The 25822-nt window shown below is 69.1% G+C and carries 23 protein-coding genes; 18 read left to right on the forward strand and 5 right to left on the reverse strand.

The genetic code is table 11. The features are described from left to right. The first annotated feature begins 7 nt into the window (after positions 1-7). From IR155_RS02690 to IR155_RS02740, 11 genes are all read left to right on the forward strand, one after another. Positions 8-628, forward strand: coding sequence for a signal peptidase II (locus IR155_RS02690; protein ID WP_135112899.1), 621 nt, complete (start codon positions 8-10; stop codon positions 626-628). After that, a complete protein-coding gene (locus IR155_RS02695) occupies positions 628-1548 on the forward strand; it encodes an RluA family pseudouridine synthase (RefSeq protein WP_135112901.1) in 921 nt (306 codons plus the stop codon). The genes IR155_RS02690 and IR155_RS02695 overlap by 1 nt, the downstream gene beginning before the upstream one ends. Positions 1549-1589: 41 nt before the next feature. Then, entirely contained in the window at positions 1590-2162 is a 573-nt protein-coding gene (locus IR155_RS02700) for a GNAT family N-acetyltransferase (RefSeq protein WP_135112903.1), read from the forward strand. 44 nt (positions 2163-2206) lie between these two features. Beyond that, the gene (locus IR155_RS02705) at positions 2207-2827 is read left to right on the forward strand and encodes a cyclodeaminase/cyclohydrolase family protein (RefSeq protein ID WP_135112905.1); all 621 of its coding nucleotides are present in this window, start codon (positions 2207-2209) and stop codon (positions 2825-2827) included. Between the two features lie 68 nt (positions 2828-2895). Next, the gene (locus tag IR155_RS02710) at positions 2896-3501 is read left to right on the forward strand and encodes an RNA polymerase sigma factor (protein WP_135112906.1); all 606 of its coding nucleotides are present in this window, start codon (positions 2896-2898) and stop codon (positions 3499-3501) included. Beyond that, entirely contained in the window at positions 3476-4558 is a 1083-nt protein-coding gene (locus IR155_RS02715) for a hypothetical protein (protein WP_135112908.1), read from the forward strand. Before IR155_RS02710 ends, IR155_RS02715 begins: the two co-directional genes overlap by 26 nt. A 154-nt stretch (positions 4559-4712) precedes the next feature. Further along, on the forward strand, positions 4713-8225 hold the full coding sequence (gene dnaE / locus IR155_RS02720) for a DNA polymerase III subunit alpha (protein WP_135112910.1): 3513 nt from the start codon (positions 4713-4715) through the stop codon (positions 8223-8225). A 94-nt stretch (positions 8226-8319) separates the two neighbouring features. Next, a complete protein-coding gene (locus tag IR155_RS15855; protein ID WP_233441075.1) occupies positions 8320-9789 on the forward strand; it encodes a hypothetical protein in 1470 nt (489 codons plus the stop codon). A 50-nt stretch (positions 9790-9839) separates the two neighbouring features. After that, positions 9840-11180 carry a histidinol dehydrogenase gene (gene hisD, locus IR155_RS02730; protein ID WP_135112912.1) on the forward strand — a complete coding sequence of 447 codons (1341 nt, stop codon included), beginning with the start codon at positions 9840-9842 and terminating at the stop codon, positions 11178-11180. 11 nt (positions 11181-11191) lie between these two features. Next, entirely contained in the window at positions 11192-11680 is a 489-nt protein-coding gene (nrdR, locus tag IR155_RS02735; RefSeq protein ID WP_135112915.1) for a transcriptional regulator NrdR, read from the forward strand. A gap of 28 nt (positions 11681-11708) precedes the next feature. Beyond that, positions 11709-12731, forward strand: a complete 1023-nt coding sequence (locus IR155_RS02740; protein ID WP_135112917.1) for a quinone-dependent dihydroorotate dehydrogenase — start codon at positions 11709-11711, stop codon at positions 12729-12731. 244 nt (positions 12732-12975) lie between these two features. Here the strand turns inward: IR155_RS02740 and IR155_RS02745 are convergent, their stop codons facing one another. Next, complete coding sequence (locus IR155_RS02745) at positions 12976-13575, reverse strand: DUF3043 domain-containing protein (protein WP_409366535.1); 600 nt, start codon at positions 13573-13575, stop codon at positions 12976-12978. 71 nt (positions 13576-13646) lie between these two features. Between IR155_RS02745 and IR155_RS02750 the strand changes: the two genes are divergently transcribed. From IR155_RS02750 to IR155_RS15860, 6 genes are all read left to right on the forward strand, one after another. After that, positions 13647-15041, forward strand: a complete 1395-nt coding sequence (locus IR155_RS02750; protein WP_135112921.1) for a dipeptidase — start codon at positions 13647-13649, stop codon at positions 15039-15041. Positions 15042-15137: 96 nt separating this feature from the next. Continuing rightward, on the forward strand, positions 15138-15524 hold the full coding sequence (gene erpA / locus IR155_RS02755) for an iron-sulfur cluster insertion protein ErpA (RefSeq protein WP_135112922.1): 387 nt from the start codon (positions 15138-15140) through the stop codon (positions 15522-15524). Positions 15525-15682: 158 nt separating this feature from the next. After that, positions 15683-16606 (forward strand): aa3-type cytochrome oxidase subunit II, encoded by a 924-nt coding sequence (gene ctaC / locus IR155_RS02760; RefSeq protein ID WP_135112924.1) that lies wholly within the window; start codon positions 15683-15685, stop codon positions 16604-16606. Next, positions 16606-18351 carry an aa3-type cytochrome oxidase subunit I gene (gene ctaD, locus IR155_RS02765; RefSeq protein WP_135112933.1) on the forward strand — a complete coding sequence of 582 codons (1746 nt, stop codon included), beginning with the start codon at positions 16606-16608 and terminating at the stop codon, positions 18349-18351. The genes ctaC and ctaD overlap by 1 nt, the downstream gene beginning before the upstream one ends. Further along, a complete protein-coding gene (gene ctaF / locus IR155_RS02770) occupies positions 18351-18770 on the forward strand; it encodes an aa3-type cytochrome oxidase subunit IV (protein ID WP_135112935.1) in 420 nt (139 codons plus the stop codon). The genes ctaD and ctaF overlap by 1 nt, the downstream gene beginning before the upstream one ends. 754 nt (positions 18771-19524) lie before the next feature. Beyond that, a complete protein-coding gene (locus IR155_RS15860) occupies positions 19525-20019 on the forward strand; it encodes an endonuclease domain-containing protein (protein ID WP_228066549.1) in 495 nt (164 codons plus the stop codon). Positions 20020-20346: 327 nt separating this feature from the next. On the opposite strand, the gene qcrB is transcribed toward IR155_RS15860, so the two are convergent. Genes qcrB through ctaE form a run of 4 tightly spaced genes read right to left on the reverse strand, consistent with a single transcriptional unit; the run spans position 20347 to position 24660 of the window. Beyond that, a complete protein-coding gene (gene qcrB, locus IR155_RS02780; protein WP_135112937.1) occupies positions 20347-22038 on the reverse strand; it encodes a cytochrome bc1 complex cytochrome b subunit in 1692 nt (563 codons plus the stop codon). Further along, complete coding sequence (qcrA, locus tag IR155_RS02785) at positions 22038-23111, reverse strand: cytochrome bc1 complex Rieske iron-sulfur subunit (RefSeq protein ID WP_135112939.1); 1074 nt, start codon at positions 23109-23111, stop codon at positions 22038-22040. Before qcrA ends, qcrB begins: the two co-directional genes overlap by 1 nt. 49 nt (positions 23112-23160) lie before the next feature. Next, positions 23161-23961, reverse strand: coding sequence for a cytochrome bc1 complex diheme cytochrome c subunit (qcrC, locus tag IR155_RS02790; protein ID WP_135112941.1), 801 nt, complete (start codon positions 23959-23961; stop codon positions 23161-23163). Positions 23962-23982: 21 nt separating this feature from the next. Then, entirely contained in the window at positions 23983-24660 is a 678-nt protein-coding gene (ctaE, locus tag IR155_RS02795; RefSeq protein WP_135112943.1) for an aa3-type cytochrome oxidase subunit III, read from the reverse strand. Between the two features lie 83 nt (positions 24661-24743). On the opposite strand from ctaE, the gene trpD reads away from it, so the two are divergent. After that, complete coding sequence (gene trpD, locus IR155_RS02800) at positions 24744-25817, forward strand: anthranilate phosphoribosyltransferase (protein ID WP_135112945.1); 1074 nt, start codon at positions 24744-24746, stop codon at positions 25815-25817. Positions 25818-25822: the final 5 nt, after the last annotated feature.

Here is a 25822-nt window from a genome sequence, read left to right on the forward strand (position 1 = left end):
GCCGGTCTTGACTGACCGCGCACCCCTGCGCACTGCGGCGGCCAGCACCACCATCGCGATCCTCGCGGTCCTGGTGCTGGCCGCCGATCAGTTCGCCAAGCAGCTCGCCCTGAGGTCGCTCGAGTTCCAGACCCCCGTCCCCGTCCTGGGCGAGGTTCTGCAGTGGTACCTCGTGCTCAATCCCGGCGCCGCGTTCTCGATCGGCGAGGGCGTCACCTGGATCTTCAGCATCGCACTCGCGGTGGTCGCCTGCGCGATTATCTGGATCGGGCTCACCCGCGTCGGCTCCCGCATCTGGGCGGTCGTCCTCGGTCTTCTGCTCGGCGGCGTCCTCGGCAACCTGACGGATCGTCTCTTCCGCGACCCGGGCTTCGCCGTGGGGCACGTCGTCGACTTCATCTCGACCCCGTGGATGATGCCCGCGATCTACAACGTCGCCGACATCTTCATCGTCTGCAGCATGATCACCGTCGCGGCGCTCACCCTGTTCGGTGTGTCACTCGACGGGTCCGGCCGGAAGACCGTGGCCGAGGCGGCGGCCGAGTCGGCCGCGGACGAGGCGGATGCCGCGGAGACGACCGGTGACGGCACGACCGACGGCGTGGACGACCGCCGGCGGGAGAGCTGATGGAGTCGCGCAGCCTTCCGGTTCCCGACGGACTCGACGGGACGCGCGTGGACGCGGCGCTCGCCAAGATGCTGGGCTTCTCGCGCACCTTCGCCGCCGACGTCGCCGAGGCCGGCGGCGTGCGGCTGGACGGCGTGACGCTCGGCAAGTCGGATCGTGTCCGCGCCGGCGGGTGGCTGGAGATCGAGTGGCGCCCGAAGGAGGAGCCGCGGGTCATCCCCGTCGAGGTGCCGGATCTCGGCATCGCGTACCAGGACGACCACATCGTCGTCGTCGACAAGCCGTCGGGCGTGGCGGCGCATCCCTCGCTCGGCTGGGAGGGCCCGACCGTGCTGGGCGCGCTCGTCGCCGCGGGAGTGCGTGTCGCCACCAGCGGCGCGGCCGAACGGCAGGGAATCGTCCACCGGCTGGACGTGGGCACGAGCGGTCTTATGGTCGTCGCGAAGACCGAGCACGCCTACACGGTGCTCAAGCGCGCCTTCAAGGAGCGCACGGTCGACAAGATCTATCACGCGGTCGTGCAGGGGCATCCGGATCCGCTCGCGGGCACGATCGACGCTCCCATCGGGCGGCATCCGAGCCACTCGTGGAAGTTCGCCGTCACGCACGACGGCAAGGACTCGATCACGCACTACGAGACGATCGAGGCGTTTCCCGGCGCGTCGCTGCTGGAGATCCACCTCGAGACGGGGCGCACGCACCAGATCCGCGTGCACATGGCCGCCCACCGGCACCCCTGCGTCGGCGACCCGCTCTACGGCGCCGACCCGACGATGTCGGCGCGCCTCGGTCTCACCCGGCAGTGGCTCCACGCGCACGAGCTGTCGTTCGCGCATCCGGCCACCGGCGACTGGGTGACGTTCACCTCGGACTACCCGGCGGACCTGGCTCACGCGCTGGCGGTGCTGCGCGGCGAGTAGCGTGCGCTCCGGATGTCGGTGACGGCTGGCATCCTGGCCGCATGACGATCGAGGTGCGGGCGGCGACCGATTTCGAGGGCGTGCGCGTGCTCGTGGGTCCGAAGAACCCCGATGCGAACGTGTGCTGGTGCCTCAGTCACCGGGTGCCGGGCAAGGTCAACTCGTCTCTGCACGGACCCGAGCGCGGCGAGTTCGTGCGGCGGATGTGCGAGTCGGATCTCCCGCCGGGAGTGCTCGCCTACGACGGGGATGAGCCGGTCGGATGGGCGGGCGTCGCGCCGCGCGTCGACACGCAGTTCGCGCGGAGCCGGAAGATCCCGGTGATCGACGACCTCCCCGTGTGGACCGTGTGGTGCTTCCGCGTGCGGCCGGGGCATCGCGGCAAGCGGATCCTCGATCTGCTGCTGGAGGGCGCCGTCGACTTCGCGCGCGAGCGCGGCGCACCGGCGATCGAGGGGTATCCGGTCGACAACCGCGGGGCGAAGGTCGATCAGACCATGGCTTTCGTCGGCTTCCGGTCGATGTTCGAGCGGGCGGGCTTCCACAAGGCCGCGGACACGGAGTCGGTGTCCGGCGGCTTTCCGCGGGTGCTCATGCGCCGCGACCTGCGCTGAGTCAACCCCTGGTCGCCAGGCGCCGCGGTCGCGAGGATGGGCGCATGCCCGGCCGGATCACGACGCGCGACGCGACGATCGACCGGTGGACCGCGCACCTGGGCGAGGCGCAGGGCGATCCGGGCGGGGGAGCGGCCGCGGGGGTGATGCTCGCGCTCGCGGCGGGGCTGATCTCGATGGTCGCGCGGTACTCGCACGCGGACGAGGTCGCCGCACGGGCGGGCGAGCTGCGGCAGGCCGCGCTCGACGCCGCCGACGCTGATGCCGAGGCGTCCGCGGCCTTCGGCGCCGCGTTCCGGGACGCGGGTGAGGGGCGAAGGGAAGCGATCCGGGAGGCGTCTCTCGAGGCCGCCCGCTCATCCGCGCGCCTTGGCGAGCGCGCCCGCGGCGCCATCGCGGATCTCGAGCACCTGGCCGCGCACGGCGATCCGGCCCTCGTAGCGGACGTCGCCGTCGCCGCGGCGGCCCTGCGCGCCGCCCTCGCGAGTGCGCGCACGAACCTCAGCTACGACCTGGCGACCCTGCGCTCGGCGGGCGACACCCTCGACGAGGTGCGCGCGGCGCATCCGGATCTCTGGGCATCCGTCGCCGCCCTGGACGACGCGATCGCGCGCATCGACGGCCTCACCGCGCGGATCGACGACAGGGCCGCCCCGACCGACTGAGCCGAACCGGATCGCGACCGTCAGAATGAATCCGTGAACCGGATCCGCCCGTCTCGGCAATACCAAGTGTGAGCACAGACAGCGAGATCATCGCGCGGTCCGTGGACAGCCCAGGGCTGTTCTCGGAGATCTTCGAGCGGCATGCGACCGCGATCGGCGGCTACGCCCGCCGACGCGTCGGACATGACGCGGTGGACGACGTCCTCAGCGAGACCTTCCTCGTGGCGTTCCGTCGTCGAGGGTCGTTCGATACGCGATGGGGCACGGCGCGGCCGTGGCTGCTCGGCATCGCGACGCGCGTGATCAAGAAGCATCGCGCGACCGAGGCCGCGCAGTGGCGGGCGTTCGAGCACGCCGCCGGAGCCGAGGATGGGATCTCCGGATCGCACGCCGGCGACGCGGACGCGCGGATGGATGCGTCCGCCGCCCTGCGCGAGCTCGGACCGCGGATCGCGTCGCTGTCGGCGAAGGACCGGGACACGCTCCTGCTGTACGCGTGGGGTGACCTGACGTACGAGCAGGTCGCCGACGCGCTCGGCGTTCCCGTCGGCACCGTGAGGTCTCGGCTGAACCGCGTCCGCCGCAAGCTCGCGCCGCCGGGATCGCAATCCGCGACCCGGCTGACCTGGATGGCGAAGGAGGAGAGCGATGTCGCTTATGGAATGCGTGCGTGAGATCCGGGCGGACGAGGCGCACGTCGACGAGACGGAGCTGGACACCGCGCGGCAGGCGCTGCTGCGCGAGATCGCGGGAGCGGAGCGGCGGCCGGCGCGGCGCAGGCTCCGCCTCGGAGTCGGTTTGGCCGGGCTCGCCGCCGCGAGCGCCGTCGGCGCGATCGTCATCGCGAACACGATCGCACCGCCGGAGAGCGCCGCGGCCGCGGTGTTCGAGGAGGCCGCCGAGGTGGCCGTGACCGGCGAGGCGTTCGACGTGCCGGCCGGGTCCTACCTTCGGGTCTCCGCAGACAGCGAATCGCTCGTGCCTTGGGATGTCGACATGCCGGATGAGACCTCGCGCTTCAACAACGGCAACGTGGCGGACGCGGAGGCCGTGCTTCAGCTGCAGGGAACCACCGAGCTGTATCTCCCGTCGGATCGGAGCGGCGACTGGATTCAGACGGGCGGCGAGACGGAGTTGGTCGCGACGTACGGCGAGCGGGCGGATCAGGCACTCGCCGAGTTCACGTCCCAGGACGGCAGGTTCGGGGGCGAACCAACCATGCTGATCGCTCCGGGAGGCGTCTACCAGGCGCCGGGGGCCTTCGGAGAGACCGACCACACCTACTACCTCGACAGCCGGGAGTACTGGGCCGAACAGCCCACGGACCCGCATGAGCTGCTCGCGTGGCTGCGCACCTCGATGGGAGAGACGGATCCGGACAGTGCGGCCTCAGACAGCTCGATCGTCGAGACGCTCACCGACAGCATCGGCAACGCGGCGGCACCGCCGGAGCGTCGCGCCGCGTGGTTGCGGGTGCTGGCGCTGCTTGACGGCTCGACGGTCGAGTCCGTGGAGGGCGACGTCACGACGATCCGCTTCTCCTGGTCGACCGAGTGGTGGGACGCCTGGACGCTGATCGAGATCGACACCGCGCGGGGCGTCGTGCTCGGCGTGACGAAGTCCGGTGCGCAAACGGGGGCGGACGTGAAGATCGACGGCTTGCCACAGTGGGGGAGCCGCACGACGTTCACGTACGACGTCGTGGACGCCGCCCCCGCGCTGGTCGACTGAGCCCGTCCGTCGTCGCGAGGAGATCCGGCGAGCGGAGGAGATCCCGGACGGATTCGTCCTCTTTCGGCCGGATCTCCTCCGTACGCCGCGCCCGGCGATCCCGACACCCGGGTCGCCGGGCCGGCATGTCGGTGGTGAAACCTAGACTCGATCCATGGCATCCGACTCCTTCGTCCACCTGCATGTGCACAGCGAGTACTCGATGCTCGACGGGGCCGCGAAGATCGGGGCGATGACCCAGGCGGCCGCCGATTACGGCATGCCGGCGATCGCGGTGACCGACCACGGCAACACCTTCGCCGCCTTCGAGTTCTACAAGGCCGCGCAGGCCTCCGGCGTCAAGCCGATCATCGGCCTCGAGGCGTACGTCACGCCCGGCACCCACCGCAGCGACAAGTCGCGTGTGCAGTGGGGCTCGCCCGATCAGAAGAGCGACGACGTGTCTGGTTCCGGCGCCTACACCCACATGACGATGTGGAGCGAGACGACCGAGGGAATGCACAACCTGTTCCGCCTCAGCTCGCTGTCGAGCATGGAGGGGTACTACTTCAAGCCGCGCATGGACCGCGAGCTGCTGCAGACCTACGGCAAGGGCCTGATCGCGACCACCGGATGCCCGTCGGGCGAGATCCAGACGCGGCTCCGGCTCGGTCAGTACGACGCGGCGCGGGCCGCGGCGGCCGAGTTCCAGGACATCTTCGGCAAGGAGAACTACTTCGCCGAGATCATGGATCACGGCCTCTCGATCGAGCGTCGGGTGATGACCGACCTGATCAAGATCTCGAAGGATCTCGGCATCCCCCTGGTCGCCACCAACGACTCGCACTACACGCACCAGCACGAGGCCGACGCACACGCCGCGCTGCTGTGCGTGCAGTCGGGCTCGACACTGGATGACCCGAACCGGTTCAAGTTCGACGGCGACGGCTACTACGTCAAGACCGCGCAGGAGATGCGCCAGCTCTTCCGGGATCACCCCGACGCCTGCGACAACACGCTGCTGATCGCCGAGCGCTGCGAGGTCGAGTTCAACACGTCGGCCAACTACATGCCGCGATTCCCGGTTCCCGAGGGCGAGACCGAGGACAGCTGGCTGATCAAGGAGGTCGAGAAGGGTCTCCACTACCGGTACCCCGCCGGCATCCCCGACAAGGTCCGCAAGCAGGCCGAGTACGAGACGGGCATCATCCTGCAGATGGGCTTCCCGGGGTACTTCCTCGTGGTCGCCGACTTCATCAACTGGGCGAAGGACAACGGGATCCGCGTCGGCCCGGGTCGCGGCTCGGGTGCGGGCTCCATGGTCGCGTACGCGATGCGCATCACCGATCTCGATCCGCTCGAGCACGGCCTGATCTTCGAGCGCTTCCTGAACCCCGACCGCGTCTCGATGCCCGACTTCGACGTCGACTTCGACGACCGTCGCCGCGGCGAGGTGATCGACTACGTCACCCGCAAGTACGGCTCGGAGCGCGTTGCGCAGATCGTCACCTACGGCACCATCAAGTCGAAGCAGGCGCTCAAGGACGCGGGTCGCGTGCTCGGCTTCCCCTTCTCGATGGGGGAGCGCCTGACCAAGGCGATGCCGCCGGCCGTGATGGGCAAGGACATGCCGCTCGACGGCATGTTCAACCCCGAGCACCCGCGCTATAAGGAGGCGAGCGAGTTCCGCTCGCTGATCGAGACCGACCCCGAGGCCAAGACGGTCTACGACCGCGCGGTGGGCCTGGAGGGTCTGAAGCGCCAGTGGGGTGTGCACGCCGCGGGTGTGATCATGTCGAGCGAGCCGCTGCTCGACATCATCCCGATCATGCGCCGCGAGCAGGACGGCCAGATCGTCACGCAGTTCGACTACCCGGCGTGCGAGTCCCTCGGCCTGATCAAGATGGACTTCCTGGGCCTTCGCAACCTGACGATCATCTCGGATGCGCTCGACAACATCCGAATGAACCGGGGCGAGGAGCTCGACCTCGAGAAGCTCGAGCTCGACGATCGCGCCGCCTACGACCTGCTCTCCCGTGGCGACACACTCGGTGTGTTCCAGCTCGATGGCGGACCGATGCGCTCGCTGCTGCGCCTCATGAAGCCCGACAACTTCGAGGACATCTCGGCCGTCATCGCCCTGTACCGCCCCGGCCCCATGGGTGCCAACTCGCACACGAACTACGCGCTGCGAAAGAACGGCCTGCAGCCGATCACGCCCATCCACCCCGAGCTCGAGGAGCCGCTGCGCGACATCCTCGACACGACCTACGGCCTGATCATCTATCAGGAGCAGGTCATGGCGATCGCGCAGAAGGTGGCCGGCTTCAGCCTCGGCCAGGCAGACATCCTCCGCCGCGCGATGGGCAAGAAGAAGAAGTCCGAGCTCGACAAGCAGTACGAGGGCTTCTCGGGCGGTATGAAGGAGCGCGGCTTCGGCGACGCGGCCATCAAGGCGCTCTGGGACATCCTGCTGCCGTTCTCGGACTACGCCTTCAACAAGGCGCACTCCGCCGCGTACGGACTCGTGTCGTACTGGACCGCGTACCTCAAGGCCCACTACCCGGCCGAGTACATGGCCGCGCTGCTGACCAGCGTCGGCGACTCGAAGGACAAGATGGCGCTCTACCTCAACGAGTGCCGTCGCATGGGCATCAAGGTGCTGCCGCCCGACGTCTCCGAGTCGATCAACTACTTCGCGGCCGTCGGCACCGACATCCGCTTCGGCCTCGGCGCCGTGCGCAATGTCGGCACCAACGTCGTCGAGGGCATCATCGCCGGGCGCGCAGACGGGCCGTACACGTCGTTCCACGACTTCCTGAACCGCGTGCCCCTGCACGTCGCGAACAAGCGGACGGTCGAGTCGCTGATCAAGGCGGGCGCGTTCGACTCCACCGGATCGACGCGGCGCGCGCTCGTCGAGATCCACGAGGGCGCCGTCGAGGTCGCGGTCAACGACAAGCGCAACGCGGCGGGCGGTGCGATCGGCTTCGACTTCGACAGCCTGTGGGATGAGCCGCAGAGCGTGCAGAAGGTGCCGGATCGACCCGAGTGGACGAAGAAGGACAAGCTCGGTTTCGAGCGCGAGATGCTCGGGCTCTACGTCTCGGATCATCCCCTCGCCGGTCTCGAGGTGCCGCTCGCGAAGCACCGCACCATCACCATCAGCGCCCTGCTCGCCTCCGAGGACCTGCAGGATGGCGACCAGGTCACGGTGGCGGGTCTCGTCACGAGCGCGCAGCACCGAGTGGCGAAGTCGAGCGGCAACCCCTACGGCATGATCACGATCGAGGACTTCGAGGGTGAGGTCACGGTCATGTTCATGGGCAAGACCTACACCGAGTTCCAGCCGATCCTGCAGCAGGACGCCATCCTGGTCGTCCGCGGCCGCGTGTCCCGACGCGATGACGGAATGAACCTCCACGCCCAGTCGGCGTTCACTCCGGATGTCGGATCCTTCGACGAGGCGGGTCCCCTCACCCTCGTGCTTCCCGAGCAGCGGGCGACCGAGCAGGTCGTCCAGGAGCTCGCCGACGTGCTGCGCCGTCACCGCGGCGACACCGAGGTGCGGCTGAAGATGCACAAGGGACGCACGGCGAAGGTGTTCGAGGTGCCCATGCACGTGCAGATCACTGCCGACCTGTTCGGCGACCTCAAGTCGCTGCTCGGCCCGCAGTGCCTGGGGTGAGCCGGGCGGCCGCCGGATCGGGCTGCCCCCGGAAGGGGCGGAGCGCCGCCGGTAGGATCGTCCGCATCCGTGCCACGTCTTCGAGAGGATCAGCGTGACCGACCAGTACCCGGCATCCCCGGCTCCCGAGCAGCCCTCCACCACGGAGCCCGGCGCGGACGAGTCCGCACCGCTTCACGGCGTCGGCCCGTTCACGATCCGTGAGGCGATCCTGATCGGCCTGGCGGCGCTGATCCTGCTGTTCTCGTTCTTCTCGATGTACACGTTCGACCGCGTGTACTCGCCGATCTGGAGCTCGTCGCTCGACTGGGTGCTCGGCGTGGGCCTTCCCGTCGCCGCCGGAGTGATGCTCGTGATCCGCCGCGTCTCGCCGACGGCGCGCCTGCGCGTGGGCTCGCTCTCCGTCGACCAGTTCGCCTCCGTCGCGTTCTCGGTCTCGGCGCTGCTGTGGTTCAGCACGCTCGGGTTCGGCGTGCAGAACCTCGCCGACGGCTTCGGCTTCGGCATCACGTGGGTCGTCTGGATCGAGCTGCTTCTCACGCTCGCCGGCGTCTTCTTCACCGTGGTGGCTCCCTTCGTCGCCCCGTTCAAGGACGACTTCGTGCGCGCCGAGTCGCCCGCGCATCCCGTGGCGCGCGCCGTGCGACCGGTCGCCCAGCGCCCGCGCCCCGCTTCACAGCCCACGCCGCAGGCGTGGCCGCAGCCTGGGCAGGGCCAGCCGCCCTACGGCCAGCCGCCGGCGCAGGGCGCAGCCCAGCCGTTCGGGCAGCCGCCGTACGGCCAGCCCCCGTACGGCCAGCCCCCGTATGGGCAGCAGGGTTACGGCCAGGCGCCGTTCGGGCAGCAGCCCTATGGGCAGGCACCGCAGTACGGTCAGCCGCAGTTCGGCCAGCCCCAGTACGGTCAGCCGCCGTTCGGTCAGCCCGCGTTCGGTGCGCCGCACGGTCAGCCGCCGGCATACGGACAGCAGTTCCCGCTTCCCGCCGGGCCGCAGGTCGACGCGGAGCCCCAGGCGACCGAGCCGTTCCCGCCGGCGCCGCACGGAACGCCCGAGGCCGAGGCGATGACCGAGCAGGTCGTCGACAGCACCGCGGCGGTCGAGTCTTCCGCACCACTGGATGACGCCGTCCCCGCCCCGGAGGCGAGCCCCGAGCAGCCCGTCGAGCAGGAGCCCGTCACCCAGGTGCTGCCCGCCGCGGGGGAGGACTTCGCAGACGCGACCGCGGCCGACAACGACCCGGATGAGGTCGCCGCGGAGGACGTCGAGCACACGATCTCGACGACGCCGCGCTCCGACATCGAGCCCGAGCCGCAGCCGGCCGAGGACGAGGCGGGCGCGCAGCCCGCCGAGGACGGGACGACGGTGGCGTCCGCGCCGCAGGCCTTCTGGGCGCTCGCCCCGGAGGAGCGCGACGTCGTCGACGCCTACGGGGCCCCGCTGTTCCGCATCGGACCGACCGCGTGGGCGCTCGTCATCGAGGACCGCGGTGACTCGTACGTGGTCCGCCACGACGACGGCCGCATCGGCTTCCTCCACGACACGTCGGGCATCACCCGCGGCTGACGCCGGCGCACCCGCAGGGAACGGCGGGGGCGGGCTGGCAGAATGAGGGGATGCGCACCATCGATCTCCGTGGCCGGTCGCTCCGCGTCGCGGAACTGCTCGCCGTCGTTCCCCGAGCCGCCGAGGCCCGTGCGACCGCGCTGCATGTCGCCGCGGAGATCGTCGAGGACGTGCGCGTCCGCGGCGAGGAGGCCCTGCGCGAGCAGGCCGGGCGCTTCGACCGCGTGACCGACCACGCGATCCGCGTGCCCGCAGACCACATCGCGGACGCGGTCGCCTCCCTCGATCCCGAGGTCCGCGCCGCGCTGGAGGAGGCGATCCGTCGCGTCCGCGAGGCATCCGCCGCCCAGGTCCCGGCGCCGCGGACGACCGAGCTCGGGCCGGGCGCGCGTGTCACGCAGCGCTGGCAGCCGGTGTCGCGCGTCGGCGTGTACGTCCCTGGCGGCAAGGCCGTCTACCCCTCCAGCGTCGTCATGAACGTCGTTCCCGCGCAGGTCGCCGGGGTGCGCAGCGTGGCGCTCGCGTCGCCGGCGCAGGCCGATCACGACGGCCGCGTGCACCCGACGATCCTCGCTGCCGCCGGACTGCTCGGCGTGGACGAGGTCTACGCGATGGGCGGAGCCGGCGCGATCGGCGCGCTCGCCCACGGCGTGCCCTCCCTCGGGCTCGACCCGGTCGACGTCGTCTCCGGTCCCGGCAACAACTTCGTCGCCGCGGCGAAGCGCGCCGTCGCCGGAGTGGTCGGCACCGACTCGGAGGCGGGGGCCACCGAGATCCTGATCATCGCCGACGACACCGCCGACCCGCGGCTCGTGGCGTACGACCTCGTGAGCCAGGCCGAGCACGACGAGCAGGCGTCCGCCGTCCTCGTCACCCCGTCCGCACGCCTCGCGGAGGCCGTCGCCGCCGAGGTCGAGCGCGTCGGATCGGCCACCCGGCACCGCGAGCGGGTCGCCGCCGCGCTGGCGGGGGAGCAGTCGGCGATCGTCCTCGTCGACGACCTCGACGCGGCCGAGTCGTTCAGCAACGCCTACGCTCCCGAGCACCTCGAGATCCACGTGGCGGACGCCGCCGCATCCGCCGCCCGCTGCACAAGCGCCGGCGCGGTGTTCGTCGGCTCGTACGCCCCCGTGAGCCTCGGCGACTACCTCGCCGGCTCGAACCACGTGCTGCCGACCGGGGGACAGGCACGGTACGCCGCAGGCCTCGGATCCCACACCTTCCTGCGCCCGCAGCAGGTCATCGAGTACGACCGCGCCGCCCTCGCGCAGGTGCGCGACGGCATCGTCGCACTCGCAGAGGCGGAGGCTCTCCCCGCGCATGGCGAGGCGATCACCGCCCGCTTCGCCGGCGACCAGGGCCCGCAGGATCTCTCAGGCGCCTCCGCGTAGGCTGTCGCGTTATGCACTGCCCGTTCTGCCGCCACGGCGATTCCCGTGTCATCGACTCCCGCACGAGCGACGACGGCCTGTCGATCCGGCGACGTCGGCAGTGCCCCGAGTGCGGTGGCCGCTTCTCGACCATCGAGACCGCGAGCCTGAACGTGATCAAGCGCTCCGGCGCCGTCGAGCCGTTCAGCCGGGACAAGGTCATCTCGGGCGTGCGCAAGGCGTGCCAGGGACGCCCCGTCACCGACGCGGACCTCGCCATCCTCGCCCAGCGCGTGGAGGAGGCCGTGCGCCAGACCGGGCTCAGCCAGATCGACGCGAACGAGATCGGACTCGCCATCCTCGGCCCGCTCCGCGAACTCGACGAGGTCGCCTATCTCCGCTTCGCCAGCATCTACCAGGCGTTCGAGTCGCTCGAGGACTTCGAGGCCTCGATCGCCGAGCTCCGTGCCGACCACGCGCGTGCACGCGTGGACGACGCCGCGGCGACCGCGTCGGACTGACCTCCGGGCGACCGATACCCTGGACGGGATGTATCCCCTCCTCTTCCGGCACGTTCTCGCGCGCTTCGATCCCGAGACCGCCCATCACCTGGCAATGGCCGTGATCCGCTTCGCGGGCATCGCGCCGGTCGCCGCGGTCGTCGGACGCTTCACGCGCCCCGCCCCCGAGCTGGCCGTCGAGGCGCTGGGGCACGTGTTCCCGTCGCCGTTCGGCGTCGCCGCGGGCTTCGACAAGAACGCGGTCGGCGTGCGCGGCCTCGAGTCGCTCGGCTTCGGCCACGTCGAGGTCGGCACGGTCACCGCGATCCCGCAGGACGGCAACCCGAAGCCGCGTCTGTTCCGGTTGATCGCCGACCGCGCGGTGATCAACCGCATGGGCTTCAACAACCGCGGCGCGGAGGCGGCCGCACGTCGCCTCGCGCATCTGCGCCGTTCGGGAGCGATTATCGGCGCGAACATCGGCAAGAGCCGCGTCGTCGACGTCGACGACGCCACCGCCGACTACGTCACCAGCGCGCGGATGCTCGCGCCGCTGTCCGACTATCTCGCCGTCAACGTCTCCTCGCCGAACACGCCGGGCCTTCGCGGCCTGCAGGCGGTCGAGACGCTCGCGCCCCTGCTGCGCGCGGTCCGGGATGCCGCGGGATCCACACCGCTGCTGGTGAAGATCGCTCCGGATCTGCCGGATGACGAGATCGCCGCCATCGCGCGCCTCGCGGTATCCGAGGGGCTCGCGGGGATCATCGCGAACAACACGACGATCTCCCGCGACGGGCTCGCCTCGGACGCCGCGCGCGTCGAGGCGATGGGCGCCGGCGGGCTCTCGGGCGCTCCGCTCAAGGCGCGGTCGCTGGAGGTGCTGCGCATCGTCCGCGCTGCCGTTCCCGACGACTTCTGCGTCATCTCGGTCGGCGGAGTCGAGACTGCGGAGGACGTGCAGGAGCGCCTCGACAACGGCGCCACCCTGGTGCAGGGCTACACGGCATTCCTCTACCGCGGCCCCCTCTGGGCCCGCCAGATCAACCGCGGCCTCCTCAAGCTCCGAGCCTGACAGTGCCGGACGGGCCCGCGGTCCGCGGCCTGCTCAAGCTCCGGCTTGACGGCGCAGCACGAGCTGCCGAGCCTGACCGCGTGGGCATCTGAACGCCACGTGCGAGCGAAGCGAGCGTGCCCCGGATGGGGCCAATGCGGGCGCGAAGCGCACGCCCTCGATGGAGCGGCAGCGACAGCGTCTCGAACGCGAGTGCCGGCGCGGAGCGTCGGCGCGAGAGTTCGAGGGCGAGCGAAGCGAGCTGTTAAGAAGCCGGGTACTGCCCGCGCTTGACCTGCGCCTTGGGCAGGCGCATGAAGCGCATCTGCACCGAGCGCATCGCCGAGTACCAGCCGAGGCCCTTCTCGAGCTTGTCCTTGCCGAACTTCGCCGCGGCCTTCCGCTTCACGGTCGTCGACAGGATGATCATGTCGCCGACGACGAAGAGGATGAACGCCCACAGCGCCACGAACGACCAGAACTGGAAGAACTCGAGCGGGATGAACGTGGTGACGATCACGACGACCATCGCGGGCATCAGGAACTCGCCCAGGTGCCATCCGGCATCGGTGTAGTCGCGGGCGAAGCGTTTCTGGGGGCCCTTGTCGCGCAGCGGCAGGAACTTCTCCTCGCCGTTCGCCATGCCGATGCGGGCGCGGTCCTGGCGCTCGCGCAGCTCGGCGCGGGCGCGCGCCTTCGCCTCCTTGGTGTTCGCCACGAGCGGGCGCTTGCGGGCGGCCTCGCGCTCGGCGCGCGTCGGCGTCGGGCGGCCCTTGCCGGTGGCGAGCTCGCCGATGACCTCGCCATTGAGGACGGTTCCCTTGGTCGTGCCGTCGTTCACGGCCGGGGTTTTGCTCACGGGTATGCACCTCGGATCTGTCCCGGCGCCGCTCCGGCCCGGGAATCGCAGTAGTGGATCTGCCTAAGATTACCCGCATGAGTTCGGAGCCTTCTGTGGATGACCGCCTGCTGGACGCCGCGGAAGGAGGGATCCCCTCGGCGCTGGCCGATCTTGGACGTCTCGTGCGCATTCCGGGCATCGCGTGGCCCGCGTTCGATCAGGAGCAGCTGCAGCTGAGCGCTCGGGAGATCGCCCGCCTCGCCGAGGAGACCGGCGTCTTCGATGAGGTGCGGATCCTCACCGCCGCGATCCCGGGCACCGACGAGCACGGCCAGCCGGCGATCCTCGCCACCCGCCGGGCGCGCAACGGACGTCCGACAGTCATGCTGTACGCCCACCATGACGTGCAGCCCCCGGGTGACGACGCCCTCTGGGAGACGCCGCCGTTCGAGCCGACGGTGCGGGACGGGCGCCTGTACGGGCGCGGCGCAGCCGACGACAAGGCCGGAGTGATGGCGCACATCGCCTCGCTGCGGGCTCTGCGCGAGGTGGCGGGCGATGATCTCGACCTCGGCATCGTGCTGTTCATCGAGGGCGAGGAGGAGTTCGGGTCGCGGTCGTTCGGGCAGTTCCTCGCCGACAACGCCGAGGCGATGCGCAGCGACGTCATCGTCGTCGCCGACTCGGGCAACTGGGATTCCGAGACCCCCGCGGTCACCGTCTCGCTGCGCGGCAACGCCACGTTCCACCTGACCGTGCGCACGCTCGAGCACGCCTCGCACTCGGGCATGTACGGGGGAGCGGTGCCGGATGCGATGCTCGCCACGATCAAGCTGCTCTCAACCCTGTGGGACGAGAACGGCGCCGTCGCGGTCGAGGGCCTGGCGGCCCGCGACGCCGAGACGCCCGAATACACCGAGGCGACCCTGCGCGACGAGGCCGGCCTGCCCGACGGCGTCTCGCCGATCGGGGAGGGGGCCATCCTGTCCCGCATCTGGAACAAGCCGTCGATCACGGTGACGGGGATCGACTTCACGAGCGTCGCCGCCGCCTCCAACACGCTCTCTCCCGAGGTGACGGTCGTCGTGAGCGCCCGTGTCGCGCCGGGGCAGGACGCCAAGGAGGCGTTCGCGGCCATCGAGGCGCACCTGCGTGCGAACGCCCCCTTCGGTGCACAGCTGACGTTCGCGAATGTCGACCTGGGGAACGGATTCCTCGTCGACACCAGCGGATGGGCCGTCGCCGAGGCGCGCGACGCGATGCGCGACGGCTACGGCAAGGATCCCGTCGATCTGGGCGTCGGCGGATCCATCCCGTTCATCGCGGATCTCGTCCGGCAGTTCCCCGGTGCGCAGATCCTCGTCACCGGCGTGGAGGACCCGCACTCGCGCGCCCATAGCCCCAACGAGTCGCTGCATCTGGAGACCTTCCGCAACGCGGTGCGCGCCGAGACGCTGCTGCTGGGGCGGATCAACGCGCGGACTGTCTGATCGTCGGGGCCCGTCTCATCCTGGCGCGGTAGAATCGTGCCATCCCGCCGTCCCGGTCGATCCCGATCGGGCGGGCCGCACCCCGTTAGGAGCGTCATGACCGACACGACCCTCGCCGACACCCCCGGAATCGACACGGGCGTCGCCGAAACGCGCGCTCACGGCGTGAGCCTCACGGACGCCGCCGCGACCAAGGTGAAGAACCTCCTCGAGCAGGAGGGCCGCGACGACCTGCGTCTGCGTGTCGCCGTCCAGCCGGGCGGCTGCTCGGGCCTCATCTACCAGCTCTACTTCGACGAGCGCTACCTCGAGGGCGACGAGACCGTCGACTTCGACGGCGTCGAGGTCATCGTCGACAACATGTCGGTGCCGTACCTCGACGGCGCGAAGATCGACTTCAAGGACACGATCTCGGAGCAGGGTTTCACCATCGACAACCCCAACGCCTCCGGCAGCTGCGCCTGCGGCGACAGCTTCCACTGAGCCGCTCCGCGAAAGAGCCCCAGCCCTCGTGGTATGGGGCTTTTTCGCGTGTCAGGACGCCGCCGCGAGACACGCCCCGAGCTGGGCGGTTGTCCTGAAGCGGGTGAGAGGTTGCCCTAGACTGGACGTTGCCTCATCCACGTTCGAAAGGTGAATTCGTGCCGTCGAAACGCCGTCTCCGCTGGGCCGCGATCCCGGTCGCAACCGCCGCAGCCGTGGCCCTAGCAGGATGCACTCCGACCGAGCTGCACGGATACCTTCCCGGGTTCGAGCTCGACGGCCAGGCCGCCGAGCCGACCACCAACCAGGTCGAGCGCGTCGCATCGCTCTGGACCAGTTCGTGGATCGTTCTGCTCGCCGTCGGCATCATCACCTGGGGCCTCATGCTCTGGGCGATGGTCGTGTACCGCCGCCGCAAGGGTCAGACCGGTCTGCCGGTGCAGCTGCGCTACAACATGCCGATCGAGATCTTCTTCACGACGGTGCCGCTGATCCTGGTCCTCGGTCTGTTCGCCTTCACGGCGCGCGACCAGTCGGCCATCGAGACGCAGTGGGATGACCCGGATGTCGAGATCACCGCGATCGGCAAGCAGTGGGCCTGGGACTTCCAGTACAACGGCGAGGCCGAGGACAACTCGGACGCCGTGTGGACAATGGGCATCCAGGCGCAGCCCGATGCCGAGGGCAACATCGACCAGGCGCAGCTGCCCACGCTGGTGCTGCCGGTCGACAAGCAGGTGACGATCCACCTTCAGTCGCGCGACGTCATCCACTCGTTCTGGATCATCGACTTCCTCTACAAGAAGGACATGTACCAGGGGCGCGACAACACCTGGTCCTTCACCCCGACCCGTGAGGGCACGTACGCCGGCAAGTGCGCCGAGCTCTGCGGCGAGTACCACTCGATGATGCTGTTCAATGTCGAGGTCGTCAGCGAGGCCGAGTACGAGGACTACCTCGCCGAGCTCGAGGCCGCCGGTCAGACCGGCGACATCGACAACGCCTACGACCGCCTGGCCAACGCGCCCGGCACGACCGGTGCCGCCCCCGACACCACCGATTCCGAGGGAGAGGGCCACTGATGGCGACCACACTCCAGGAGCACAGCACCACGCTCCCGCCGCGTCAGGCAGCCCTGCTCAGCCGTTCACGGACTGAGCAGAAGGGCAACATCGTGGTCAAGTGGATCACCTCCACCGACCACAAGACCATCGGCTACATGTACCTGATCGCGTCGGTGCTGTTCTTCGCGATCGGCGGCGTGATGGCGCTGATCATCCGCGCGGAGCTCTTCGCCCCCGGCATGCAGGTGCTGCCGACGAAGGAGCAGTACAACCAGCTGTTCACGATGCACGGCACGATCATGCTGCTGATGTTCGCGACGCCGCTGTTCGCGGGCTTCGCGAACGCGATCCTGCCGCTTCAGATCGGTGCGCCGGACGTGGCGTTCCCGCGTCTGAACGCGTTCGCGTTCTGGCTGTTCCTGTTCGGCTCGACGATCGCGGTCGCCGGCTTCCTGACCCCGTCGGGTGCCGCGTCGTTCGGCTGGTTCGCCTACCAGCCGCTCGCGAATGCGACGTTCTCTCCGGGCGTCGGCGGAAACCTCTGGATGCTCGGCCTCGGCCTCTCCGGTTTCGGCACGATCCTCGGTGCGGTGAACTTCATCACCACGATCATCACGATGCGCGCCCCCGGCCTCACGATGTGGCGCATGCCGATCTTCACCTGGAACACGCTCATCACGAGCCTGCTGATCCTGGTGGCGTTCCCGGTGCTCGCCGCGGCGATCTTCGCCGCCGGTGCCGACCGCGTGCTCGGCGCGCACATCTACGACCCGCAGAACGGTGGCGTCCTGCTCTGGCAGCACCTGTTCTGGTTCTTCGGTCACCCCGAGGTGTACATCATCGCGCTGCCGTTCTTCGGCATCGTCTCGGAGATCTTCCCGGTCTTCAGCCGCAAGCCGATCTTCGGCTACAAGACGCTCGTGTACGCGACCATCGCGATCGCCGCCCTGTCGGTGGCCGTGTGGGCGCACCACATGTACGTCACCGGCGCGGTGCTGCTGCCGTTCTTCGCGCTGATGACGATGCTCATCGCGGTCCCGACGGGTGTGAAGATCTTCAACTGGATCGGCACCATGTGGCGCGGATCGATCACGTACGAGACGCCGATGGTCTTCGCCCTCGGCTTCCTGGTCTCGTTCGTGTTCGGCGGTCTGACGGGCGTCATCCTGTCGGCGCCTCCGCTCGACTTCCACCTGTCCGACTCGTACTTCGTCGTGGCGCACTTCCACTACGTCGTGTTCGGCACGGTCGTGTTCGCCATGTTCGCCGGCTTCTACTTCTGGTGGCCGAAGTGGACGGGCCGCATGCTGAACGAGCGTCTGGGGTACGTGCACTTCTGGATGCTGTTCATCGGCTTCCACATGACCTTCCTCATCCAGCACTGGCTGGGCGTCGACGGCATGGTGCGCCGCTACGCGGACTACTCGTACGCCGACGGATGGACCTGGCAGAACCAGCTCTCCACGGTGGGCGCGATGATCCTCGGCGCCTCGCTGCTGCCGTTCTTCCTGAACGTGTGGATCACGGCGCGCACCGCCCCGAAGATCACCGTCAACGACCCGTGGGGTTACGGCGGCTCGCTCGAGTGGGCGACGTCGTGCCCGCCGCCGCGGCACAACTTCACGTCGATCCCGCGCATCCGCAGCGAGCGTCCCGCGTTCGACCTCAACCACCCCGAGGCCGGCATCCCCGTCGGCATCGGACCGGCGAAGGACGCGCCTGACGCCCCCGTGATCGATGCTGCGGACGGAGAGGTCAAGTAATGCGCTCCAACATCGGAATCTGGTGGCTGCTCGCAGGCTTCTTCGCCCTGATGGCCGTCACGTACACGGTCTGGAGCCTGCTTGCCACGGGCGAGATCGAGTGGGCCGGATCCACGGCCCTCGGCTTCGGCTTCTTCATGTCGGCGATGATCGCGTTCTACATCCAGGTCATCCACAAGGGTCAGCACGGCGTGGACCTGCCGGAGGACCGTGACGACGCGGACATCGACGACGGCGACACCGAGCTGGGCGAGTTCAGCCCCTGGTCGTGGTGGCCGCTCGTGCTCGCCGGCTCGGCCGCGATCATGATCGTCGGTCTCGCCGTCGGCCACTTCCTCATCCCGATCGCGCTCGGTCTCTTCGTCATCGCGATCGTCGGCTGGGTCTACGAGTACTACCGCGGGTACTTCGCGCGCTGACGCACCTCTCGAACGGCCCCGGAGCTTCGGCTCCGGGGCCGTTTTGCGTGTGCGCAGTTCTGGCCCGACGGCCTCGTACAGGCTCGGTGGTGCAGGAGTGGCTCAGCGGGGCGGATGAGCCTGCACGCGGTCGCGGTGGCCTGTGCACGGGCGGTGCGGACCGCGGTGCCTATGCCGGGCAGCGGCCGACGGCAGGCTGGATGGTGCGGGAGCGCACTGCCGGGGCGGATGAGCCTGTCTCGCGCCCATCCAGCCTGTTTGGGAGGAGGCGGGTTGACCCCTGTGGTGCCAAGTCACCGTTGGCTCGTCCCCAGGCGCCGGTTTCCACCCGCGCCGTCCCCAGTTGCCGGTTCGCTGCGGCGGCAGCTCTTCGGTCGGCGACGCTGAGGTCGTGATCACGCCTCTGACGCTTGACCAGCAGAACAGCCTGTGGATGTGGACGACCGCGCAGCTGCGGGCGTCTGGCATGTCTAAGCACTCCATCGCCGCCGCTGTCAGCACCGGGTCCCTTATCCGCGCTCGGCGGGGGAGATACGTGCGACGGGATGCGGATAACGATGCGTGCGTCGCCGCCGCGATCTCGGCACGTCTGACCTGCGTGACGCTGCTGTCGAAGTACGGGGTCTTCGTACGAGAGCAGCCAGAGGGCGTGCACGCTCACGTGCCCCGGTCAGCGTCGCGGACGGCTGTGCCGGGGGACGGCGTTCTCCACTGGCGGCCCCTCTCGACCGAAGCGCCCGCAGAGCTCTGTGCCGTGAGCGTGCTCGACGCTCTCATCCACGCGAGCGAGTGCGTCGACGACGTCGACTTCGTCGCCGCGGTCGACTCGGCACTGCACCTGCAGCTGCTGACGAGACGTGATCTGGATCGGCTGTTCAGCGCCGTTCGTCCGGCAAAACGGCTTCTGCGTCGGCTTGTGAATGGCAGGGCCGAGTCGGGCACCGAGACGATCGTGCGGCTGCTGGCCATCCGGCTCGGCTTCCGCGTCGAGGTGCAGAAGTACATCGATGGCGTCGGACGCGTGGACCTGCTCCTGGACGGCTGGTTGGTCGTCGAGTGCGATAGCAAGGCGCACCACTCGAGTTGGGATGAGCAGCGCGAGGACCGGCGCCGCGACCAGGAGCTCGCGAAGCGCGGGTATGCCAGCTACCGCGCGCTGGCCGAGGACATCCTGTTCCACCTCGACCGCGTCGAGGCCGCGCTTCGCGGCTACCTGCTCGTCGGCCGCAAGCAGCTCGCCGGCGTCTGAAACGGGCGAACCCGGCCCGGTTGCATCCGCCGCGGTCGTCCGCGTACAGGCTGTACGGACGTGCTACAGGCTCAGCTGACTCGGGAGGCCGCTGGCGTCACATCCGGCCTGTAGGCGACCGATCCGCCCTCGCACTCCGGCGGAGCGCCTTGCCCCCGTACAGGCTGCTTGGGCATGCTGCAGGCTCGCCGGACGCAGGAGGTGACTCTGGTCACATCCAGCCTGTAGGCGGCCGATCCGCGTCTGGTCCCGCCGGCCGCTGGAAGCCCGACCCCGGAAACGACGAAGCCCCCGGTTCGCGAGGAACCGGGGGCTTCGGGGACGGGCTCAGTGCGAGTCGTGACCCGACTCGAGCTCACGCGGGCTCGGGCCGTACTCGTGCAGCGCGTGCTTCTGGTGCTCGACGGCCGCGTCCAGCTCGCTCTGCGTGAGCGGGGCGAGACGGTCCTCGAAGAACCAGCGCGACATGCCGGCACGCAGCTTCTCGCTGAAGGGGATCCGGCCCTGGTCGTTGGGGCGCAGGACGAGGGGAGCGTAGGTCTCGATGTCGACCAGCTTCCAGCGCTCGTACTCGCTGACCGGGCGGTGCACCTCGCGGTACTCACCGCCGGGCATCCGCACGATGCGACCCGACTCGTAGCCGTGAAGCGCGATCTCGCGGTCCTTCTTCTGGAGCGCGAGGCACACGCGCTTGGTGAAGAAGTACACGATGATCGGCAGGACGATCAGCGAGATCTGCAGGAAGCGGATCACGCCCTCCATCGTGAGCATGAAGTGCGTCGCGATGATGTCCGACGAGGCAGCCGCCCACAGCACCGCGTAGAAGACCACGCCGGCGGCGCCGATCGCGGTGCGCGTCGCGGCGTTGCGCGGGCGCTGGGCGATGTGGTGCTCGCGCTTGTCGCCGGTGATCCAGGCCTCGAGGAAGGGGTAGATCGCGACGAGCACGATGAACAGGCCGAGCACGATGACCGGGGCGATGATGCCGAACGAGAACGTGAAGTTGCCGACGACGATGTCCCAGTTGGACGGAGCAAGACGCAGGGCACCGTCGGCGAAGCCGATGTACCAGTCTGGCTGCGTACCTGCCGACACGGGCGACGGGTCGTACGGGCCGTAGTTCCAGATCGGGTTGATCTGGACCACAGACGCGATCAGCACGATGACGCCGAAGACGATGAAGAAGAACCCACCCATCTTCGCCATGTACACGGGCATCATCGGGAAGCCGACGACGTTGCCGTTCGTACGGCCGGGGGCGGCGAACTGCGTGTGCTTGTTAACGATCATGAGCAGCAGGTGCACCGCGACGAGCGCGATGACGAGCAGCGGCAGGATCAGGATGTGCAGCGTGTACAGACGGCCGACGATCTGGCTGCCGGGGAACTCGCCGCCGAAGAGGAGGAACGAGGTCCACGTGCCGATCAGGGGGAGGCCCTTGATCATGCCGTCGATGATGCGGAGGCCGTTGCCCGAGAGCAGGTCGTCGGGCAGCGAGTAGCCGGTGAAGCCCTCGGCCATGACGAGGATGAACAGGACGAAGCCGATCACCCAGTTCAGCTCGCGCGGCTTGCGGAACGCGCCGGTGAAGAACACGCGGAGCATGTGCACGCCGATTCCGGCCACGAAGACCAGGGCGGCCCAGTGGTGGATCTGGCGGACGAGCAGGCCGCCGCGGATGTCGAACGAGATCCGCAGGCTGGATTCGAGCGCCGACGACATCGCGATGCCGCGCATGGGCTCGTACGCGCCGTTGTAGTGGGTCTCGACCATCGACGCCTGGAAGAAGAACGTCAGGAACGTGCCCGAGATCAGCACGACGACGAACGACCAGAGGGCGATCTCGCCGAGCATAAACGACCAGTGGTCGGGGAAGACCTTGCGGCCGAGGGCCTTGACGAAGCCCGACATGCTCGTGCGCTCGTCGATGTAGTTCGCGGCGGCGCCGACGAACTTCCCGCCGAGGGGAGCGTCGGGGGTGCGGGTGTCGGGCTTCTCAGCGACGGTGGTGGTGCTCATCAATGACGCTCCCAGAAGCTCGGGCCGACGGGTTCGTGGAAGTCGCTCTGCGCGATGAGGTAACCCTCGTCATCGACGGCGATGGGCAGCTGCGGCAGCGGGCGCGCGGCCGGTCCGAAGATGACCTTCGCGTGCTCGGTGACGTCGAACTGCGACTGGTGGCAGGGGCACAGCAGGTGGTGCGTCTGCTGCTCGTACAGGGCCACGGGGCAGCCGACGTGCGTGCAGACCTTGGAGTACGCGACGATGCCGTCGTACGACCAGGACTTCTTCGACTCCTCCTCCTTGAGCTGCTCGGGGAGCAGCCGCATGAGAAGGACGATCGCCTTCGCCTTCTCCTCGAGGTAGCCGTCGCCGTGGCCGAGGTCGGCGAGCGACTCGGGGATGACGTGGAAGGCCGATCCGAGGGTCACGTCCGACGCCTTGATGGGAAGACCGCTGGGGTCGAGGGCGAGACGCTCGCCCTCCTTCCACATCGTGCGGTTCAGCAGCGCGACCGGGTCGCCGGCGATCGGGTCCTCGGGCGTCGAGTGCGGGGCCAGGCCGCGGAAGAGCGTGATGCCGGGCAGGATCGACGCCGCGACGGCCGCGAACAGCGAGTTGCGGATCATCTTGCGACGTCCGAAGCCCGACTCCTCGTTGGCGATCGAGAACGCCTCGATGGTCGCCGCGCGGGTCTCCTCGGAGCCGCGCGTGGAATGACGCTCTTCGACGTACTCCTTGTCGCTCATCAGCGCCTTCGACCAGTGGATGCCGCCGACGCCGATGGCGAGCAGCGCGAAGGCGATGCCCAGGCCGATCCAGAGGTTGTTGTTGCGGATCGAGAGCAGCGAGCCGTCCTCGATCGGGAACAGCATGTAGGCGGCAACCGCCCAGATGCTCGCCGCGACCGACACGTAGAACAGCGTGTAGACCGTGCGGTTCGCCGCACGCTCCGCCTTCGGGTCCTTGTCGGTCATGCGCGCCCGGTGCGGGGGCAGGCCCGGGTTCTGCACCGGGTCGGCGGTGGAGACGGCCAGGCCGGGGGAGGGCCGGTAGGCCTCCACCGCGTGCGCTTCGTTCTCGTGAGCCATGGTGTTCCTTGTCACGTCTTCTTCGTTCGTCATGCTCCGTGCGCCAGCCTCAGTTGGACTTCGCGGTGATCCACACCGTGATCGCGATGAGCGCGCCGATGCCGAAGATCCACACGAACAGACCCTCGGACACGGGGCCGAGCGAGCCGATCGTGAAACCACCGGGGGCCGGAGCCTCCTGCTGATAGAGCAGGGCCGAGATGATGTCGCGCTTGTCCTCGGGCGTCAGGTTCATGTCGTTGAACACGGGCATGTTCTGGGGACCGGTGACCATGGCGGCGTACATGTGGAGGGCGCTGGTGCCCATGATGTCCGGGGCGTACTTGCCCTCGGTCAGCGCGCCACCCGCAGCGGCGACGTTGTGGCACATGGCGCAGTTGATGCGGAACAGCTCGGCACCGCGGGACACATCTCCCTCGCCGTCGAGCAGGTGCTCGTCGGGGAAGTCGGGACCGGGCGCGACGGACTGCACGTACTCGGCCATCGCGACGATCTGGTCCTCGGTGAACTGCACGGGCTTCCGCGGCGCCTGGACATCCTGGCGCTGCATGGGCATGCGACCGGTGGAGACCTGGAACTCGACCGCGAGCGCGCCGACGCCGTACAGCGAGGGGCCGTTGTCGGTTCCCTCGAGGTCGAGGCCGTGGCAGGTTGCGCAGTTCGCCTGGAACAGCTTCTTGCCGTCGTCGGCCGTCAGGGCGGTGTGGGCGCTCGTCTCGGACGTCGCAGCGACCGCGGCGCTCGCGCCGGCGTAGACGCCGCCGCTGATGAGCAGGCCGATGCCGATGAGGGCAGCGGCGGCCAGGGGCGAGCGGCGACCGTTCGAGCGGCGCTTCTTCTCTCGTGCCATAAGGGTGATGTAGCTCCGCTCTTACTTGAGGAAGTAGATGACAAAGAACAGCGCGATCCACACGACATCGACGAAGTGCCAGTAGTACGACACGACGATGGCGGTGACGGCCTCCTTGTGACGGGCGCGCTTGACCGCGTAGAAGCGGCCGATGGTGAGCAGGAACGCGACGAGGCCGCCGGTCACGTGCAGGGCGTGGAAGCCCGTCGTGAGGTAGAACGCCGACGCGTAGGAGTCGGCGCTGATCGGCATCCCCTCGCTGACGAGGGTCGCGTACTCCCACACCTGGCCGGACACGAAGAACGCGCCGAGGGCGAAGGACACCCAGAACCACGGCACGACGCCCCAGCCGACGAGCTTCTGCATGAGGGCGCTCTTGAACTTCAGGCCCTCGGCCGCGAACACGCCCATCTGGCAGGTGACACTCGAGATCACCAGGATGATCGTGTTCACCAGCGCGAACGGGACGTTCAGGAGCTCGGTGCGTGAAGCCCACAGCTCCGGCGAGGTGCTGCGGAGCGTGAAGTAGATGGCGAAGAGGCCCGCGAAGAACATGACCTCACTGCCGAGCCAGACGATCGTGCCGACGGCGACAGGGTCGGGTCGCTTGACTGTTCTCGGTGCCGGGGCAAACGTTGCTGGTGCAGTCACTCGTCCATTATTGCCGATCCCGAAGGCGGTTTTCGGCAACTTCGACATCGCGTCGAAGTAAGTGCCTCCTAAGTGCTCGCTGTGGCACCCGCGTGAGATCCCCGTGAATCCGCCTGAGTAGGATCGCTCGTATGGCGGAACCGACCTGGCCGGATGTGCTCACGACCGTGCTCTCGCGCACGAACCTCAGCGTGTCGGAGGCCACGTGGGCGATGCGCCAGGTCATGGAGGGCCGCGCGACTCCCGCTCAGCTGGGCGGATTCCTGCTTGCGCTGCGCGCCAAGGGCGAGTCGGTCGAGGAGATCATCGGCTTCCGCGACGCGATCCTGGAGGCGGCTGTGCCGCTGGACGTCGACCCCAACGTGCTCGACATCGTGGGCACGGGCGGCGACCGCGTCGGCACCGTGAACATCTCGTCGACGGCGTCGATCGTCATCGCCGCGACCGGGATCCCCGTGGTCAAGCACGGGAACAAGGCGGCGAGCTCGCAGTCGGGATCGTCGGATGTGCTGAGCGCGCTCGGCATCGACCTCCGTCTGCCGCCCGAGTCGGTCGCCGGCGTGCTCGATCGCGCCGGGATCACGTTCGCGTGGGCCGCGGCGTTCCACCCGGGGTTCCGTCATGCCGGTCCCACGCGCGCAGAGCTCGGCGTGCCCACGGTGTTCAACTTCCTCGGTCCGCTGGTGAACCCCGCGCGTGCCGAGGCGAACGCGGTCGGCGTCGCGAACCCGGATGTGGTTCCGCTCATCACGGGCGTGTTCCGCACCCGTGGCGCGACGGCCCTGGTCTTCCGTGGCGAGGACGGGCTCGACGAGCTCACCACCACCGGCTACAGCCGGATCTGGGAGATCTCGCGGGGCGACGTGCACGAGTTCGACATCCATCCGCGTGACCTGGGCCTGCCGACCGCGCAGCTCGAGGATCTGCTGGGCGGATCGCCCGAGCACAACGCGGGAGTCCTGCGCCGCACCCTCGAGGGGGAACAGGGCCCGGTGCGCGACATCGTGCTGCTCAACGCGGCCGCGGGAATCGTCGCGTTCCGGCTGTCGCAGGACCCGACGCAGATGCAGCGCGGAATGGTCGAGCGGCTCGTCGAGGCGCTGGGCGAGGCGGCGGCCGCGGTCGACGACGGCCGCGCCACGGAGAAGCTCGACACGTGGATCGCGGCGTCGCAGGAGCTGGGCACGCAGCAGCCCTCGGCCTGAGCGGA

The organism is Microbacterium paludicola (assembly GCF_015235415.1).
GTDB classification, from domain to species: domain Bacteria; phylum Actinomycetota; class Actinomycetes; order Actinomycetales; family Microbacteriaceae; genus Microbacterium; species Microbacterium paludicola.